At 63.1% G+C, this 15,541-nt stretch carries 14 protein-coding genes; 9 read left to right on the forward strand and 5 right to left on the reverse strand.

Going from position 1 to position 15,541, the window contains the following annotated elements; all coding sequences use genetic code 11:
* Nucleotides 1–65: 65 nt before the first annotated feature.
* Genes ccoG through ccoS form a run of 4 tightly spaced genes read left to right on the forward strand, consistent with a single transcriptional unit; the run spans nt 66 to nt 4,424 of the window.
* Nucleotides 66–1,655, forward strand: a complete 1,590-nt coding sequence (gene ccoG, locus ACGYLX_RS04820; protein WP_394447627.1) for a cytochrome c oxidase accessory protein CcoG — start codon at nt 66–68, stop codon at nt 1,653–1,655.
* Nucleotides 1,652–2,125: a FixH family protein gene (locus ACGYLX_RS04825; protein ID WP_394447629.1), complete on the forward strand. Its 474-nt coding sequence runs from the start codon at nt 1,652–1,654 to the stop codon at nt 2,123–2,125. The genes ccoG and ACGYLX_RS04825 overlap by 4 nt, the downstream gene beginning before the upstream one ends.
* Nucleotides 2,122–4,242, forward strand: coding sequence for a heavy metal translocating P-type ATPase (locus ACGYLX_RS04830; RefSeq protein ID WP_394447631.1), 2,121 nt, complete (start codon nt 2,122–2,124; stop codon nt 4,240–4,242). The genes ACGYLX_RS04825 and ACGYLX_RS04830 overlap by 4 nt, the downstream gene beginning before the upstream one ends.
* Nucleotides 4,239–4,424, forward strand: coding sequence for a cbb3-type cytochrome oxidase assembly protein CcoS (gene ccoS, locus ACGYLX_RS04835; protein WP_394447633.1), 186 nt, complete (start codon nt 4,239–4,241; stop codon nt 4,422–4,424). Before ACGYLX_RS04830 ends, ccoS begins: the two co-directional genes overlap by 4 nt.
* 55 nt (nt 4,425–4,479) lie before the next feature.
* On the opposite strand, the gene ACGYLX_RS04840 is transcribed toward ccoS, so the two are convergent.
* Nucleotides 4,480–5,163, reverse strand: coding sequence for a helix-turn-helix domain-containing protein (locus tag ACGYLX_RS04840; protein WP_394447635.1), 684 nt, complete (start codon nt 5,161–5,163; stop codon nt 4,480–4,482).
* 155 nt (nt 5,164–5,318) lie between these two features.
* Between ACGYLX_RS04840 and ACGYLX_RS04845 the strand changes: the two genes are divergently transcribed.
* Nucleotides 5,319–6,053 carry a response regulator gene (locus ACGYLX_RS04845; protein WP_394448093.1) on the forward strand — a complete coding sequence of 245 codons (735 nt, stop codon included), beginning with the start codon at nt 5,319–5,321 and terminating at the stop codon, nt 6,051–6,053.
* Here the strand turns inward: ACGYLX_RS04845 and ACGYLX_RS04850 are convergent.
* From ACGYLX_RS04850 to ACGYLX_RS04865, 4 genes are all read right to left on the reverse strand, one after another.
* The gene (locus ACGYLX_RS04850) at nt 6,050–7,579 is read right to left on the reverse strand and encodes a PAS domain S-box protein (protein ID WP_394447637.1); all 1,530 of its coding nucleotides are present in this window, start codon (nt 7,577–7,579) and stop codon (nt 6,050–6,052) included. The two genes, ACGYLX_RS04845 and ACGYLX_RS04850, sit on opposite strands and share 4 nt — an antisense overlap.
* A 123-nt stretch (nt 7,580–7,702) precedes the next feature.
* Nucleotides 7,703–8,116 (reverse strand): c-type cytochrome, encoded by a 414-nt coding sequence (locus ACGYLX_RS04855; protein WP_394447639.1) that lies wholly within the window; start codon nt 8,114–8,116, stop codon nt 7,703–7,705.
* A gap of 21 nt (nt 8,117–8,137) precedes the next feature.
* On the reverse strand, nt 8,138–8,992 hold the full coding sequence (locus ACGYLX_RS04860; protein ID WP_394447641.1) for a universal stress protein: 855 nt from the start codon (nt 8,990–8,992) through the stop codon (nt 8,138–8,140).
* A 157-nt stretch (nt 8,993–9,149) separates the two neighbouring features.
* Nucleotides 9,150–11,090: a TonB-dependent receptor domain-containing protein gene (locus tag ACGYLX_RS04865; protein WP_394447643.1), complete on the reverse strand. Its 1,941-nt coding sequence runs from the start codon at nt 11,088–11,090 to the stop codon at nt 9,150–9,152.
* Nucleotides 11,091–11,522: 432 nt separating this feature from the next.
* Here ACGYLX_RS04865 and ACGYLX_RS04870 point away from each other — a divergent pair, with 432 nt between their 5' ends.
* From ACGYLX_RS04870 to ACGYLX_RS04885, 4 genes are all read left to right on the forward strand, one after another.
* Nucleotides 11,523–12,824 carry a tyrosine-type recombinase/integrase gene (locus ACGYLX_RS04870; RefSeq protein ID WP_394447645.1) on the forward strand — a complete coding sequence of 434 codons (1,302 nt, stop codon included), beginning with the start codon at nt 11,523–11,525 and terminating at the stop codon, nt 12,822–12,824.
* The gene (locus tag ACGYLX_RS04875) at nt 12,824–13,411 is read left to right on the forward strand and encodes a hypothetical protein (RefSeq protein ID WP_394447646.1); all 588 of its coding nucleotides are present in this window, start codon (nt 12,824–12,826) and stop codon (nt 13,409–13,411) included. The genes ACGYLX_RS04870 and ACGYLX_RS04875 overlap by 1 nt, the downstream gene beginning before the upstream one ends.
* Before the next feature lie 86 nt (nt 13,412–13,497).
* Nucleotides 13,498–13,785: a helix-turn-helix transcriptional regulator gene (locus ACGYLX_RS04880; RefSeq protein ID WP_394447648.1), complete on the forward strand. Its 288-nt coding sequence runs from the start codon at nt 13,498–13,500 to the stop codon at nt 13,783–13,785.
* Between the two features lie 145 nt (nt 13,786–13,930).
* On the forward strand, nt 13,931–15,325 hold the full coding sequence (locus tag ACGYLX_RS04885) for a hypothetical protein (RefSeq protein WP_394447650.1): 1,395 nt from the start codon (nt 13,931–13,933) through the stop codon (nt 15,323–15,325).
* Nucleotides 15,326–15,541: the final 216 nt, after the last annotated feature.

Genomic DNA, 15,541 nt, shown 5'->3' on the forward strand with positions numbered 1-15,541 from the left:
CAGATCAAAGCGGCCTGCGCCCTAGGGGTGTAGGCCGCAAGACGTAACACCGGAGCCTACTGCCCATGTCCAACGCCGCCCCCCCGCTTTTCGCCGCCCGCGAGCCGATCTTTCCCCGCCGGGTCAGTGGGTTCTTTCGTCGGTTGAAATGGGTGATCCTGATCCTCACGCTGGGGGTCTATTACATCACCCCGTGGATCCGCTGGGACCGGGGGCCGAACCTGCCGGACCAAGCGGTTCTGGTCGATCTCGCAAACCGGCGCTTCCATTTCCTCTGGATCGAGATTTGGCCGCATGAGTTCTACTTCGTGGCCGGGCTGCTGATCATGGCGGGGCTGGGGCTGTTCCTGTTTACCTCTGCTCTGGGGCGGGTCTGGTGTGGCTATGCCTGCCCGCAGACCGTCTGGTCCGATCTCTTCATGACCGTGGAGCGTTGGATCGAAGGCGACCGCAACGCGCGTATCCGTCTGCACAACGCACCTTGGAGCCTGCGCAAGGCGCGGTTGCGGGGGGCGAAATGGGTGGTCTGGCTGCTGATCGCGGTGGCGACGGGCGGGGCTTGGGTCTTTTACTTTGCCGATGCGCCAAGCCTCGCGCGCGACCTCGTGACCCTGCAAGCCGCCCCCGTGGCCTATGCCACCATCGCCGTGCTGACGGCCACGACCTTCATCTTTGGCGGTTTCATGCGCGAACAGGTCTGCATCTACATGTGCCCTTGGCCCCGTATCCAAGGCGCGATGATGGACCCCGGCACGCTGACCGTTGGCTACCGCAAATGGCGGGGCGAGCCGCGCGGCAAGGGCGGGGTGAAGCGCCAGAAAGCGGCAGCAGAGGCGATCGGCAGCGGCGATGCGGTGGCGCGCTATGGTGCGGCGCTCGACAAAAACACCGCGGGCGACCGCCAGTCGCGGGATGGCGAAGTTTTGGGCGATTGCATTGATTGCAACGCCTGTGTGGCGGTCTGCCCGATGGGGATCGACATCCGCGAAGGCCAGCAGATGGAATGTATCACCTGCGCGCTCTGTATCGATGCCTGCGACGATGTGATGGCCAAGATTGGCCGCCCGCGCGGGCTGATCGACTACCTCGCGCTGGATGATGAGCCGCCCACCGCGCCGAAGGAAAGCGCCGCCGTGGCGGGCCTTGCCGAGGCGCCCGCGGGCGATGTCGCCGGGGCCACTGCGCCGCCCTGGCAGCCCAAGCCGCTTTGGCAGCATGTCTTCCGCCCGCGCACCTTGATCTATACCGCCGCTTGGGCCGCCATCGGTGTGGCGCTTGTCGTGGCGCTCTTCATCCGGCCTGAGATCGACATGACCATCGCGCCGGTGCGCAATCCGACCTTCGTCACCCTCTCGGACGGGTCGATCCGCAACGCCTATGACATCCGTCTGCGCAACAAACATGGGGAGGCACGGGATTTCCGGCTGTCTCTCGCCGGAGACCGTGGTTTGGACCTCAGCGTCGAGGGGGCTGCGGGTCCGGTGGTCTCCGTCCCCGCCGACACCACCCGCCTGCAACGGGTCTATGTCATCGCCCCGCCGCAGAATGACGCCGCCACCGCGCCGCGCAGCGATCTGCGGTTCTGGGTCGAAGACGTCCGCTCGGGCGAGCGGGCCTTTGGTGACACGATTTTCAATGGAAAGGACAGCCAATGACCGCAGCGCAATTGCAACGGGGGCGCCCCCTGACAGGCTGGCATGTGCTGGCGATCTTCGTGGGCGGGTTTTCGATCATCATCGCGGTGAACCTCGCGCTCGCTTTCAATGCGGTGCGCACCTTCCCGGGCAAGGAAACCGAATCGAGCTATGTCGCCTCGCAGAATTTTGACAGCGACCGCGCGGCGCAGGAAGCGCTCGGCTGGGCGGTGCAGACCGAGTTGACGGGGGAGACGCTCCGCTTGGCGGTGCAGGATGCCAATGGCGTGGTGCAGCCCGAGATCATCGCGGCGACATTGGGCCGGGCGACCACCGTGGCGGATGACATGACGCCCGACTTCGCCTGGGATGGCCGCGCGTGGACCGCGCCGGTCACCGCAGGCCCCGGCAACTGGAACCTGCGGATCGAGATGCGCGCCGCCGATGGCACGCTCTTTCGCCGCCGCATTCCCTTGCGGGTGACACGATGACCGTCGCCGCCTGTCCCGGCTGTGTCGCAGGCACCCCCACGGCTGAGGCCGCGGCGCAGCGCATCGCGGAGAACGACAAGGCCATCCATCTCGCCCTGCCGCAGATCCGCTGCGCGGCCTGTATTGCGGGGGTCGAGGGGGTCTTGGCCCGCTTGCCCTCGGTCAAAGCCGCGCGGGTGAACCTTGGGGCCAAACGGGTGCGGATCATGCTGAGCCCCGGGTATGACGCCAGCGCCGCGCTTCAGGCGTTGAACGACGCGGGCTTCGAGGCGCATGAGCTGGACGCGACCGCCCTGCGGCCTGCGGGGGATGACACGGGCCACCGTCTGCTGGCCCGCGCCGCCGTGGCGGGCTTTGCCATGATGAATGTGATGGCAGTCTCCGTCGCGGTCTGGTCCGGGGCGGGCGATATCACGCGCGAGATGTTTCACTGGGTCTCTGCCGCCATCGCGCTGCCCGCCTTGGCCTTTTCGGCGGTGCCCTTCTTCGCCTCGGCATCGGTCGCCCTGCGGGCTGGGCGGATGAATATGGATGTGCCGATTGCGGTGGCGATCCTGCTGGCGGCGGCGACCTCGCTTTATGAGACTTTGGCCGCCACCGGGGCGCATACTTGGTTCGATGCGGCGCTCTCGCTGACCTTTTTCCTGCTGGTGGGCCGCTATCTTGAGCATCGCGCGCGGGCCACGGCACGTTCCGCCGCGGCGGAGTTGACGGCGCTGGAACTGCCCCGCGCGACGCGGCTGACCGCGACGGGGCGTGAGACGGTGGACGTCAGCGCCCTGATGCCCGATGACCGCATCGCCCTCGCCGCTGGGGCGCGCGCGCCGGTGGATGGCATCGCCTTGGGCGCGGTGATGGTGGACCGCTCCGCCCTGACCGGAGAGGCCGACCCCGTCGCGGTGGCGGCGGGCGGGCCGATCTGCGCGGGCGAGGTAATCCTTGGCACGCCGCTGACCCTAAGGGTCACCCGCCGGGCCGAGGACAGCACCCTGCGCCGCCTTGCGGCTTTGGTCGAGGTCGCCGAGACCGGCAAACACCGTTACAGCGGGATCGCGGACCGCGCCGCGCGGCTTTATGCGCCGGTGGTGCATGGGCTGGCGGCGCTGGCTTTCGTGGTCTGGTGGGCACTGACCGGGGACCTTTATAACGCGATTGCCGTGGCCACGGCGACGCTGATCATTACATGCCCCTGCGCACTGGCGCTGGCCATTCCGGCGGTAACGGCGGCGATGACCGGGCGTTTGTTCCGCGCGGGCGTGCTGCTGAAATTCCCCACGGCGTTGGAGCGTTTGGCCGAGATCGACACGGTTCTCTTCGACAAGACCGGCACGTTGACCGAAGGAGTCGCGCGTCTGCCCGCGCTTGATGCAGAGGCGGCATCGGTCGCGCTGGCCCTCGCGCAGGCGTCTGACCACCCAGCCTCGCGCGCCTTGGCGGCGGCGTTGCAGGGGCAGATGCCCGCCGATCTGCACGACCTGCAAGAGGTGCCGGGCGAGGGCGTCTGCGGCCTGTGGCACGGGGCGCGGGTCTCTCTGCGCCGTGGGCTGGAGGGGCCGGAACTGCATCTGCCAGACCGCTCTATCCCCTTGCCCCTGTCCGAGACCCCGCGCGCCGGTGCGGCGGAAGTGGTCAACACTCTGCGGCGGCGGGGGCTGGAGGTGGCGATGGTCACCGGCGATACCGAGCAGCGTGCCTCAACACTCGCCCAGACCCTCGGCATCGCCACCGTCCATGCCGCCGTTCGGCCTGAGGACAAGGCCGGTCTGGTCCGCGACATGGCCGCGCGGGGCAAGCGGGTGCTCATGGTGGGCGACGGGCTGAATGACACGGCGGCGCTTGCCGGGGCGCATGCCTCTCTCGCGCCTGCCACGGCGCTGGATGCCGCGCGGGTCGCCTCAGACGGGGTGATGCTGGGCGGTGATCTTTCGGCGGTCGCCAATACCCTGCGGCTGGCCCGTCGGGCGCGCAGCCGGATTCGCCAGAACCTCGGGCTGGCCGCCGCCTATAACGCGGTCGCGATCCCGGTGGCGGTCATGGGCTTCGCCACCCCGCTGATGGCGGCGGCGGTGATGTCTTCCTCGTCTATCCTCGTGGTTTTGAATGCGGTGCGCCGATGAATATCCTGATCGTTCTCATCCCCGTCTCCGTCTGTCTTGGCGCAGCAGGGCTTGCGGCCTGTCTCTGGACGCTGCGCAACGGGCAATACGATGACCTCGAAGGAGACGCGGCGCGGATTTTGCTGGAGAATGGCGCGCCTAATGGTGACACCCACCAGCGCGATACCGAAGAGCCGACCTAAAAACGCAAAACGCGGGCCGTGGCCCGCGCTTTCTTAGCTCAATGAAAGCCTGCCGTCAGTCGGCGGCCTGAGAGGCCGAGATCAGCGCGTCCATATCCTTGATCAGCACGGTCTGAGAGGTCTCAAGCGCAATGATATCCTGCTTGCGCAGGCGGGTCAGGGTGCGGCTCACCGTCTCAATCGTCAGGCCAAGGAAATCCGCGATGTCGCTGCGGGTCATCGGCAGGGCGCAGGTGGTGTAATTGCCGATCGGCCTGCCCGTGCGCTCTGCCAGCGTGATGAGGAAGGAGGCAACCTTTTCCAGTGCGGATTTGCGCGCCAGCATCATGAAGTGATCCTGCATCGCCGAAATCTCACGCAGTGCAGCGTTCAACAGCCGCTTATGCGTCTCGTGATCCCCCTCGAAATCGTCGAGCGCATGGCGGCGGTGGGCAATCACCTCTGCCGTCTGGATCGCCTCGCAATCGCTGTGATGGAGCGCGCCATTGGGAAAGCCGATGATGTCTCCGGGCAGGCCAAAGGCGATGACCTGCCGCCGCCCGTTGTCGAGCACGCGGGTCAGGCGAAAAACGCCCGAGGTGATCTCATAGATATGGTTGGCGATATCGCCCTCGCGAAAGAGATGGCTGCCGACCGCCTGCCGCTTGCGCGGAGATTGCGCGGCGGGCGTGCGAGAGCGAAGCTGCGCCTTGGGCACTTTGGTTGCGGGGGTGAACTCATTGGATAGCGTCACGTACATGCGATCGTCCTTTCTGCGGCGCGGTCACATTCTCAAGCGCATGTCGCAGAACGATCTGTGGTCTTGTATCCGTTTGTAACGCTTTGTCGCAGGGGATGGCGTGGCGGGTGGTGCTCGCTTGGGTTGCGGACTATACAAACGCAACTTTTGGGGTGATGGGCGTGACCGCGAAGAAGATCCTTGTTGTTGATGACGATGCGAAGATCCGGACGCTTCTGAGGCGCTGCCTTGAAAGCGACGGCTACCTTGTGACCGAGGCGCATGACGCGCAGAGCGTGGGCGCGGCCTTTGCGGCGGAGGCTTTCGATCTGGTGACCTTGGATCTGAACCTCGGCGCGGAGGACGGGCTGGACATCGCGCGCGACCTCCGCCGCGATCATGACGTGCCGATCTTCATGGTGACGGGCAAGGACGATGTGATCGACCGTGTTGTCGGGCTGGAGCTGGGTGCGGATGACTATCTGACCAAACCCTTCCATGTGCGTGAGGTCTTGGCCCGTGTAAAATCCGTCCTGCGGCGCAGCGGCAAGCGCGAGGCGGAGGCGCCCGCACCGCAAAGCGCGGAGCCGTGGCTTGCGCTTGATGGGCTCAAGATCAACCTCGACCGGATGCTGCTGGTGGGCCGGAACGGGCAGGAGGGGGATCTGACCACGGCTGATTTCAAACTCTTGGCCGCCTTTGTGAACCACGCGAAAAAGCCCTTGTCGCGGGACCGGTTGATGGATCTGATCGACGGGCAGAACTGGGCACCCTTGGACCGCACCATCGACAACCAAGTGGCGCGGCTGCGCAAGAAGGTCGAGCGTGATCCGGCGCGTCCGCTGTTGATCAAAACGGTGCGCGGGGTGGGTTATGTGCTGACCGAAAGCCCCACCGCCACCTCGGGTTAGTCCTGTAACAAGGCGCGAAACGCTTCGGCCAGATCCGCTTGCCTATAGGGTTTGCGCAGGAGGGCGAAGGCGTGGCTCTCTTCCTCGCCGCGCAGGACGTTTTCGGAGAAGCCTGAGGTGATCAATATCCGCAGATCGGGCATTTCCGCCGCGACCCGTTTGGCCAGCGCATGGCCCGACAACTCCCCCGGCATCACCAGATCGGTAAAGACCACGTCGATGTCGTCGCGGTCTTGCAGGATGTCCCAAGCCGCATCGCCGGTGCTTGCCGTAACGCAGTCGAACCCGAGCGACTCCAGCCGCCGCTCCGACAGGCGCAGGACCATCGGGTCATCCTCGACCAGCAGCACGCGCAGGCCGGTGCCGATCCCGGCGTGCTGCTCTGGCGCGTCGCTGGATGCCGCCCGCGTGCTGGTGCTGTCCACGAGGGCGGGGAAATAGAGGCTGATCATCGTGCCCTTGCCCAATTCGCTGTAGATCGCGATATGCCCGCCGGATTGCTTGATGAAGCCGTAAACCATCGACAGGCCCAGCCCCGTGCCTTGGCCGACCGGTTTGGTCGAAAAGAACGGCTCCATCGCGCGGGTGCGGGTCTCGGCGGACATGCCTTCGCCCGTGTCCGCGATCGACAGGCGGATGTAGTTGCCCACGTCGATGCCGATTTCTTGTGCGACATAGGTGTCGTCAAGCTGCATGTTGCGCGTTTCCAGCGTGATTTTCCCGCCCGAAGGCATGGCGTCTTGGGCATTGAGCGCAATGTTGAGCACGGCAGTCTGAAGCTGGGTGGCGTCGACCTTGGCCTGCCAAAGATCCTCGGCAAAACCCGTCTCAACCGCGATATGCGCGCCGATGGTGCGTTTGAGCATCGCCACGGCTTTGGAGACTTCGGCGTTGAGGTCGATCTCCGCCGCGTTCAGCGTGGTCTTGCGGGCAAAGACCATCAGGCGCGAGGTGAGGTCCGCGCCGATCTCTGCCGCCTCCAGCGCGTCCGAGATCAGCGCGCCGCTTTTGGCCGAGGTTTCCGACATCTCCAGCAGTTCCAGATTGCCGATCACGACCGTCAGAAGGTTGTTGAAATCATGCGCGATGCCGCCGGTCATCTGGCCGATGGCGTCCATCCGTTGCGAGCGGGCGGTGGCCTCCTCGGCGGCTTTTCGACGCGACAGATCGTGCATGATGCCGACAAAGGCGACCTCACCCGAGATATCGGCGCGGCCCACGGAAAGATGCAGCGGGAAGACACTGCCATCGGCGCGCAGCCCTTCCACGTCGCGGCCCACGCCGATGATGCGTTTTTCACCGGTCTCAAGATGGTGGCGCAGAAAGCCGTCGTGTTGAACGGCCATATCCCCCGGCATCAGCATGCGCACGTTCTGCCCTACCAAATCCTCGACCGGATGGCCGAAGAGCGTCGCTGCCGCCTTGTTCACCCGCAGGATATTGCCCGCGTGATCGGCCACCACCATGGCGTCGACAGCGGCGTCCAGAAGGGCCAGCAGAACGGGGCTTTCGTCGTTGATCTTCATGCAAGGGTTCCGTCTGTAGGGGCTGCGGGGCAAGGCATCCGATAGCGTGAGAGGGGGCGGGGGCGCAATGCAGGGCGGGGGCGCCTCAAGTGCCCGAGGGCTGCCTCCCGAACCACGCCGGCCCTACCACTGGATCGCTTCCAGATAGTCGAGCAGATTGGCGAAATCGGTTTCCAGCACCTCCCCATCCGCGCCGCCATTGGGGTAGACGTGGCGCAGACCCACCGCGGAAAAGTCCGGCATGGGCGAAGAAGGATCGTCTTTTGCAAGCTGGCCCATGACAAAGCGGCTGACAAACTCGCGCGGGAAGTAGCCGTCGTTGCGCTGTTTCAGCCCGGCCAAATCCGGCGGCACGACATCCAGATGCAAGGACATCGGACCGCCCCCTTCGCCCTGCGCCCCGTGGCAGGCGGCGCATTCCTTGGCATAGACCCGCTGCCCCGCGCGCACCCGGTCGGTGTCGTCAGAGGACCCTTCCGAACAGGCGGAGAGGAGGGCGCAGGATAGCCCGGCGAGGGCAGCGAGGTGAGGGCGCATAGGGGGTCCTTTCGATGGGCGTTAGTGCGACAGAAGCACAGGAAAGGCGCTTTGTTCAATCAGGCTGCGGGTCGTGCCGCCAAAAACCATCTCGCGCAGGCGGGAGTGGTCATAGGCGCCCATGACAATCAGATCGGCCCCGGTTTCTTTGGCGCGTTTCAGGATGGCGGTGCCAATGTCCTCGCCTCCGCTGGCATATTGCTGCACGGCAACGTTGCAGCCTTGGTGGGTCAGCCAAGCGGCGACATCGGTGCCGGGGTTTTCCCCGTCATAGGCCGAGATCGAGACCGGATCGAAAAGCGCCACGGTCACCTCACGCGCCGTGCGCAGGATCGGCAGAGCGGCGCGGATCGCCCGCGTGGCGGGAATGCCCGCTTTCCATGCGACGAAGACCGATTGTGGGGTCAAGGCCGCCTTGGACTGCGCGGTGTTGAGCAGAACCGGCACGGCGGACTCGAAGAGGGCGGCATGCACGATGTCCTCGAACAGGCGGCTGTCTTCGCGCAGGTCCGCGCCGATAAGCACCGCATCACAGGTCAGCCCCGCCCGCGCCACCGTGTTGCGCAAGGCGGAGGCATCGCCACAAACCGCGCGCACATCCGCGCTGGCGCCTTGGTCGGTGAGATACTGTGAAAATTCCGCGCGCTGTTTTTCGACCGCCTCGCGGGCCGCGTCCACATCCGCCTGCCAGCCTGCCGGGAGGGAATAGGTGCTGAGTTCGCCCACCCCCATCGAATAGACCGGGACGGCAGGGGTTTCGCTGAGCAGAAGAACGATCAGATGCGCGCCCTGGGTCTGCGCCTCGCGGGCGAGGGCCTCTAGCTGATTGGGTCGGGCATCAACCCCCAGAACGACTGTGATGGTGGCATTTTGCATGGCGACGCTCCTCATGTGACCACGGCCATTATGGGGCGGGCGGGCGTTGCTGCATTGATCTGGATCAAGCGGGAGGAGGACTGCGGAAAGAACCGTAGGCGGCAAGCGCCGGAAAAGGGTATCGCCCCCGCGCAAAGGGGGGCGATACCTGCGTCAGTTAAAAGCTGATCGACGCGGTCAGGCTGACAGTGCGGCCCGGTTCGGTCAAGGGCACCACATTGGCAAGCCCAAGCCCATCGGAACTGCGGCTTGCATAGGTCGCGTCGAACAGGTTCTGCACGTCCATGCGCACGTTCAGGTTCTCCATCCGCCGCGGTTTGTATTCCGCGTAGAGATTGACCACCTCATAGCCGTCGAGCGACACATCGGTATCGTCGTTCTCCAAGGCGATCTGCGCGGTCGCGCCGATGCGCCATTCCTCGGTCACGTCATAGCCCGCTTCGAAGCCAAAGATATGGCCGACCGGGCGGCCAAGGTAATAGGCGGTCGTGGCGGTTGTCGCGTCGTTGGTTTGCACATCGGCATAGGTGTAGTTCAAGGTCGCGAAGCCGCGCGCGCCGGTATAGGTGACCGACCCGTCGAAGCCGCGCGATGTCAGATCGTCCACAGCACCGCGTGCACCGCTTGAGGGCAGAACGGCGTTGATGTCTTCGATCTCAGTGTCAAACAGCGCGCCTTTGACCGCCCAAGGGCCACTGTCGTAACGCAGGCCCAAACGCACCGCATTGGCGCGCGAGGTGGTGAAGCCGTCATAATTCCACGGGGTGCGGAAGTTGACCAATGCAGCCTCACCCAACTCATAACCGCCCCAGCTGGAGGCGGCCCCTGCGTTGAGGGTCCATTGATCGTTCAAGACGTAGTCGACCGAGCCGTTGACGCTGGCGCCGCTGGCATCGAAATCGCTCCCATCCGCGCCTTCGAAGGACGCCCAGTCATAGCGCCCGCCGTAGGACACGGAAATGCGGTCGGACAGATCTTGCCGTGCCTGTGCGAAGATGCCGATGTTGCTTAGTTCTTCGCGGCCGCTTGAGCTGCGCGGGCTGACCGTGTTGTCATAGCCTTCGGCGCTTTCGTCAAAGAAATCGACACCGACATTGACGCTGCCGTTGCGGAGCGTGAAGTCGTTGCTGAGCACACCGCTGAGGCTTTTGTTCACACCATAAAGCGAGCCTACGTCCATCGCCTGCTCGTTGTAGCTGAGCTGCGCATAGGGCGCCCAGATGCCCGAGGGATTCTCATCCTCATAGGTCAGCGTATAGGAGGTGCGCTGCGACAGCGCTTCGTAAAGCACCGTGTCGCGCCCGATCACATCGGCAAAGTCGGGGCGGATGAAGCCACCCTGAGACGCGCGCAGGCCGTTGTCAGTGGTCTCAGAAGCAGAGAAGCTCAGACGTTTGCCGCTTTGCGAGGTATAGGCGAATTTCGCGATATAGTCGGTTAGGTCCGCCGCCGTGCCGGTGATGGTGCTGTCCGAGCCGTCTTCATAGTCATCGCCCGTCGCCCGGGTGCCGCTCAGCAGATATTCGAAACCGTCGTTCTGCCCGAAGAGCGTCAGGGTGTTGCGGAACCCTTGGCCATTGCTGCCATAGGACAGCGTGTAGCGACCTCCAAAGGGATCATCCCCGTCCAATAGGTCACGGGCGTCTTTGGTGGTATAGGCGATAGAGCCCGCCAGCGCGTTTGGCCCCTGATCCGCCGGGGCAAGCCCCGCGCTGACCTCAACGGATTTCAGCAAGGCCGGATCCAGCAGAACGTTGCCGGTATGGTGGAAGGCCGACTTGTTCTGTCGCGCGCCATCGATGGTGACGGAAAGCAGGCTTTCCTCGATCCCGTTCACATAGACCTTCTGCGCAATCGGCGCGCCGCCGCTGGCGGTGATCGCGGATTCGCCGGCAAAGACATCGGCCACGGTGGCCGGGTTGCGCTGTTCGATTTCGGTTTCGGTGATCTCGTCATTGCCCAAAACAGCCTGAGCGGCTGAGGTCTGAATGCGCAGCACACCGAGATCGAAGGCGGTGTCGTCTTGCGCGTAAGCGAGAGTGGCGGTCGAGCACATCAGCCAAGAGAGCGCGACGCGCTTGGCGGTATTGGTTTTCATTTTATTGTCCCTTGTAGAAATCCTTGGCTGGCTGGGACTCATGAAACCGCTTGCTTGCTCTGCGCGGATAGTTGCGACAATCCGCCGAAATGTTCAAGGCGCGGATTTGGCTAAAGCGGGAGGGGGGCCGCTGCGGCGTTGGATTTCTACGCGGGTGCCTGGTCTTTAAGCAGACCGGTTTGGAGGACGGCGACGTCGCCCCTTGCGCGGCGACTGACCAGCGTCTTCGTATCGGGGGAAATAAGCACCACGCCCAAGGCGTTAGTGGCGGAGAGACAGGCCGCCAAAGTAGTGTCTACGGGGTTCTATGGCCGTCTTTCGTTAACCTTTATAGTCAATGGGTTATAGCGATAATTGTTCTATAGGGGTCTTGATTTGCCTCTGACCTTCTCCTAGATTTTATTAGTAGAAAATCAGTAGGAGGGCCGCAGGATGGCACGCGGGATACACCGGCTTTCAGCCGTCGAAGTGAAGACGAAGACCAAGCCGGGCCACTATGCCGACGGCGGCGGGCTTTACCTGCAAGTGTCGAAGTGGGGCACGAAGTCTTGGGTGTTCAAATTCACAATTGGCGGTCGCACCCGTGGCATGGGGCTAGGACCAATCCACACTTATTCGCTAGCCGAAGCCCGCGCCAAAGCTGGCGACCTGCGCAAGACCGTAGCAGAGGGCCGCGACCCTATCGAAGAACGGAAAGAAATGCAGGCCAGTGCGGCAGCGGAAGCCGCGCCTACCATGACCTTCAAGCAAGCCGTTGAACGCACCCTTGAGAAGAAGGAAAACGAATTCCGCAATGATAAGCACCGCAAGCAATGGCGTAGCACCTTGGACACCTACGCGTCGCCGGTCATTGGCAACATGGACGTAGCCGCGATCACGACGCAGGACATTCTACGCGTTCTGACGCAGGACACCGACGGCGGCACACTGTGGGAAAGCAAGACTGAAACCGCTTCCCGCCTTCGTGGTCGTATCGAAGCCGTGCTTAGCCAAGCGACCGTTGCGGGCTTCCGCGCGGGCGACAACCCGGCGCGTTGGGCGGGCAACCTGAAAGAACTTCTGCCGAAGCCTAGCGCCATAGCCGACAAGGGTAATCAACCCGCATTGGCCGTCGCAGAACTACCCGCATGGTTCGCGGCGCTTCGGAAGCGTGACGGCATTAGCGCCCGCGCAATCGAATTCTTGGCGTTGACCGCCGCGCGTTCCGGCGAAATCCGGGGCATGGTGTGGTCGGAGGTTCACGACCTAGACGGCGACAAGCCTATGTGGGTCATTCCTGCACAGCGCATGAAGGCCAAGCGCGAACACCGCGTGCCCCTGTCGCCGGAAGCTGTGAAGTTGTTGAAGGCCGTTCCGCAGGTCGAAGGCTCCGACTACGTGTTCCCCGCCGTTCGGGGCGGTTCCCTGTCCGATATGGCCCTGTCTGGCGTCATGCGGCGGATGCAGGAAGCCGAAGTGAGGACGGGGCGGAAAGGGTGGCTGGACCCGCGTTCGGGCCGTCCTGCGGTGCCTCACGGGCTGCGCAGCACCTTCCGCGATTGGGCGGCTGAAAAGGGCTATGAACGCGACATGGCCGAAATCGCCCTTGCCCACACGGTCGGTAGCGAAGTCGAACGGGCATACCGTCGTAGCGACGTGATTGAACGCCGCCGCGCCATGATGGCAGCTTGGGCCGCGACGTGCCGGGGCGAACGCACCGACAATGTTGTGCAGCTTCACGCGGGGGCGGTGTGATGGAACACCAACGCCTTTTAGAGTTGCACGAAGCACTAGCCGCAGAAATTTCCTGCACGTTTTCCGAAGTAGCTACGGTCTTTAGCCACCTGTTTGACCATGAAAGAAAACTATCCGAACGCGCCGACACGCGGGCGACGCAGAAGGACACGAAAGCGTTGCGGGCTATTGCCGACGACTTGGACAAGGCTATCCGTCGCGCAGAAGCCTTGCCGCAAGATAGTGGCGCGGCGTTCGTGCTTTTGACCGGAAACTTGCCAAGCCTTACGGAACTGCGGCGGATGCGTGACCACCTGCGGGGTTACGCTGACCTTGTGTCGGACAACTACGTTTCCAAAATATACCCGGCACCGAATGGTCGGAAAGAACAAGCCCGCGTCGTCGCTAAGGCCGTGGCGCTGATGTTCGCTGCGAAAGGCGAACGCATGGGGTGTGGGAAACTCCCCGATGGCAGCGGCAAGCCGTCGGGTCCGTTCGGGCGAGCGGTTAAAGCTGCGTTGGCCGTGTTCGAGATTGACGCCAATTCGGACAATGCTTGGTTCAGGCCAGCGAAGGAAGCTGCGGCCCAGCACGACAATACCAACTAGCCCCTGAATTTTCTGCCACTTGGTATTTTTTCAAGCCGCGCGGCTTCTGTCTTTGTGTGTCTCAGTGATTGATTGGAGACACCGACATGCACACCGATACCGACCCGACCGCGACGCCCCCGGCGACCGGCCCCCGCGCCAAGATGCTTCCCACACGCGCCACCATGGAAGCGACCGGCTTTTCCCGGCCCTATCTCTACGCATTGATGAAGGACGGCTTGTTCCCGCGCCCTGTGAAGTGGGGCGACAAGTTTTCCGTGTGGCCGGAAGATGAAGTTTACGCCGTTATTAACGCCCGCGTCGCAGGCCGCACTAGCGATGAAATCCGCGAACTTGTCACCGAACTTGTCGAAGCCCGGAAGACCCGGATTTGAGCGTTAGGCGGACGTATAATCCGCCAAGAGCCGCTGAAATAACAAAGCATTTTCCCGCCAAGGGAATTCTACTAACTCTTGACTCACAGGCACACCCCGCATGACCGCGCAAACGTATCCCCGACCCCCCGGCCTTCTAGGCGATATGGCCGATTACATCTACGCGCAAGCGCCGTATCCCATCCTTGAAGTTGCCTTGGGTGCCAGCGCCGCGCTTATGGCCGGTGTTTGCGGTGCTGCGTTTCAAACACCCGACCCGATGGCCGGGCTAAATCTCTACGTCATGGTCGTAGCGCCGACCGGCGAAGGCAAGGAAGCCGGGCACGACGGGATTGACGCGTTAGTACGGGCGGTCGTTGAGGGCGTGAACGATACGCAAGTGCCCGACATGCCGTCGGCAAAAGACTTCATCGGCCCTTCGCACTTCGCGTCGGAAACCGCCTTGGTGCGGCACTTGGTGAAGTCGCGGTGCTTCGTGTCCTTGTTCGGCGAAGCCGGGAAATGGCTGCAACGCGTATCGAACCCGCGCGGGTCACAGCACGACAAGGACGTAGGCACGGCCTTGTTGAAGCTATACGGCAAGTCGCGCAACGGAAGCGTGTTCCGGGGAAGCGCCTTCGCCGACACCGGCAAGAACATTCCCGACGTAGTGTCACCGGCCCTTAGCCTGTATGCCGAAGGCACGCCGGAAACCGTGTTCGCCAACATGACCGAAGACATGATTAGCGACGGGCTTTTCCCGCGCTTCCTTGTGCTGGAAAGCGTCGGGCGTTGGTCGGACCTGAACCGGAACGCACTGTGCAGCCCGCCACCCGAATTGACCGCCAAGCTATCGGCCCTGTGCTTCCGGTCGCTGCAACTCATGCAACAAGGCACCTACGCGCAAGTGCGGATTGACCCCGAAGCCGACGAATTACTTGAAGCCTTCCGCGTCGCAATCCGGGGCACGCTCAAGAGCGCGGGCGACGAAGTATCCCGCCACTTTTGGAGCCGGTCGCACTTGCGGGCCGTCAAGCTGGCATCCCTTGCCGCCGTCGGCGTTGATATGGAAGTGCCCACAATCACCCGCGAAATCGCCGTGTGGGCAATCAATGTCGAAAAGACCGCGACCAACGGCGTATCGGCGCGGTTCGACCGGGGCGACGCGGGAGGTTCTGAAAACAACGAAGCGAAACAAGAGCGCGAACTTAAGAAGGCGATTATCCGGTATCTGGCGACCGAATACGACGCCCTAAAGAACACGGCCCGCACGACACGCGCCATGCACGCCGACCACGTAATACCCGACGCGTTCTTGCAACAAAGCGTCGCCAACAACGCCGCATTCACGAAAGACCGGCTTGGAAAAACCGCCGCGTTGAAACGCGCAATCGGCAACATGCTAAGCGCCGATTACCTAATCCAAGTGGACCCCGGAACCATGGTCAAGAAATACAAGAAATCGACGCGGTTCAAAGCCTACGGCATCGGCAACGCTTCATATTTCAACGACGCGCCCGAAGACGACGGCAGCGACGCCGACAACTTCTTCACCGGATAGCGACCGAAGCACCCGGTGTAGAGCATGTAGAAAAGCCGTTGAGCGGCTAACCCACTGAAAACAAACAATGTAGAGTGTAGAGCGCGTAGAGCGGGAATAGGAGAGAAGGCAGGGGGAAAAGGGAATGGGTATTCTTACTCTACAAACTCTACACTCTACACACTCTCTTTCCTTATTATTTTCAGTCACTTGCATGTTGAGCGCATAGTCTCAACA

Origin of the sequence: Sulfitobacter sp. 1A13496 (assembly GCF_043557225.1) — a bacterium.
GTDB lineage: Bacteria > Pseudomonadota > Alphaproteobacteria > Rhodobacterales > Rhodobacteraceae > Sulfitobacter > Sulfitobacter faviae.

Excerpts from the sequence above, each read along its gene's own strand:
- ACGYLX_RS04865 (WP_394447643.1), bottom strand. The coding sequence starts at position 11,090 with ATGAAAACCAATACCGCCAAGCGCGTCGCGCTCTCTTGGCTGATGTGC.
- ACGYLX_RS04860 (WP_394447641.1), bottom strand. The coding sequence starts at position 8,992 with ATGCAAAATGCCACCATCACAGTCGTTCTGGGGGTTGATGCCCGACCC.
- ACGYLX_RS04845 (WP_394448093.1), top strand. The coding sequence starts at position 5,319 with ATGGGCGTGACCGCGAAGAAGATCCTTGTTGTTGATGACGATGCGAAG.
- ACGYLX_RS04825 (WP_394447629.1), top strand. The coding sequence starts at position 1,652 with ATGACCGCAGCGCAATTGCAACGGGGGCGCCCCCTGACAGGCTGGCAT.
- ACGYLX_RS04870 (WP_394447645.1), top strand. The coding sequence starts at position 11,523 with ATGGCACGCGGGATACACCGGCTTTCAGCCGTCGAAGTGAAGACGAAG.
- ACGYLX_RS04880 (WP_394447648.1), top strand. The coding sequence starts at position 13,498 with ATGCACACCGATACCGACCCGACCGCGACGCCCCCGGCGACCGGCCCC.
- ACGYLX_RS04885 (WP_394447650.1), top strand. The coding sequence starts at position 13,931 with ATGGCCGATTACATCTACGCGCAAGCGCCGTATCCCATCCTTGAAGTT.
- ccoS (WP_394447633.1), top strand. The coding sequence starts at position 4,239 with ATGAATATCCTGATCGTTCTCATCCCCGTCTCCGTCTGTCTTGGCGCA.
- ACGYLX_RS04830 (WP_394447631.1), top strand. The coding sequence starts at position 2,122 with ATGACCGTCGCCGCCTGTCCCGGCTGTGTCGCAGGCACCCCCACGGCT.
- ACGYLX_RS04855 (WP_394447639.1), bottom strand. The coding sequence starts at position 8,116 with ATGCGCCCTCACCTCGCTGCCCTCGCCGGGCTATCCTGCGCCCTCCTC.
- ACGYLX_RS04850 (WP_394447637.1), bottom strand. The coding sequence starts at position 7,579 with ATGAAGATCAACGACGAAAGCCCCGTTCTGCTGGCCCTTCTGGACGCC.
- ACGYLX_RS04875 (WP_394447646.1), top strand. The coding sequence starts at position 12,824 with ATGGAACACCAACGCCTTTTAGAGTTGCACGAAGCACTAGCCGCAGAA.
- ccoG (WP_394447627.1), top strand. The coding sequence starts at position 66 with ATGTCCAACGCCGCCCCCCCGCTTTTCGCCGCCCGCGAGCCGATCTTT.
- ACGYLX_RS04840 (WP_394447635.1), bottom strand. The coding sequence starts at position 5,163 with ATGTACGTGACGCTATCCAATGAGTTCACCCCCGCAACCAAAGTGCCC.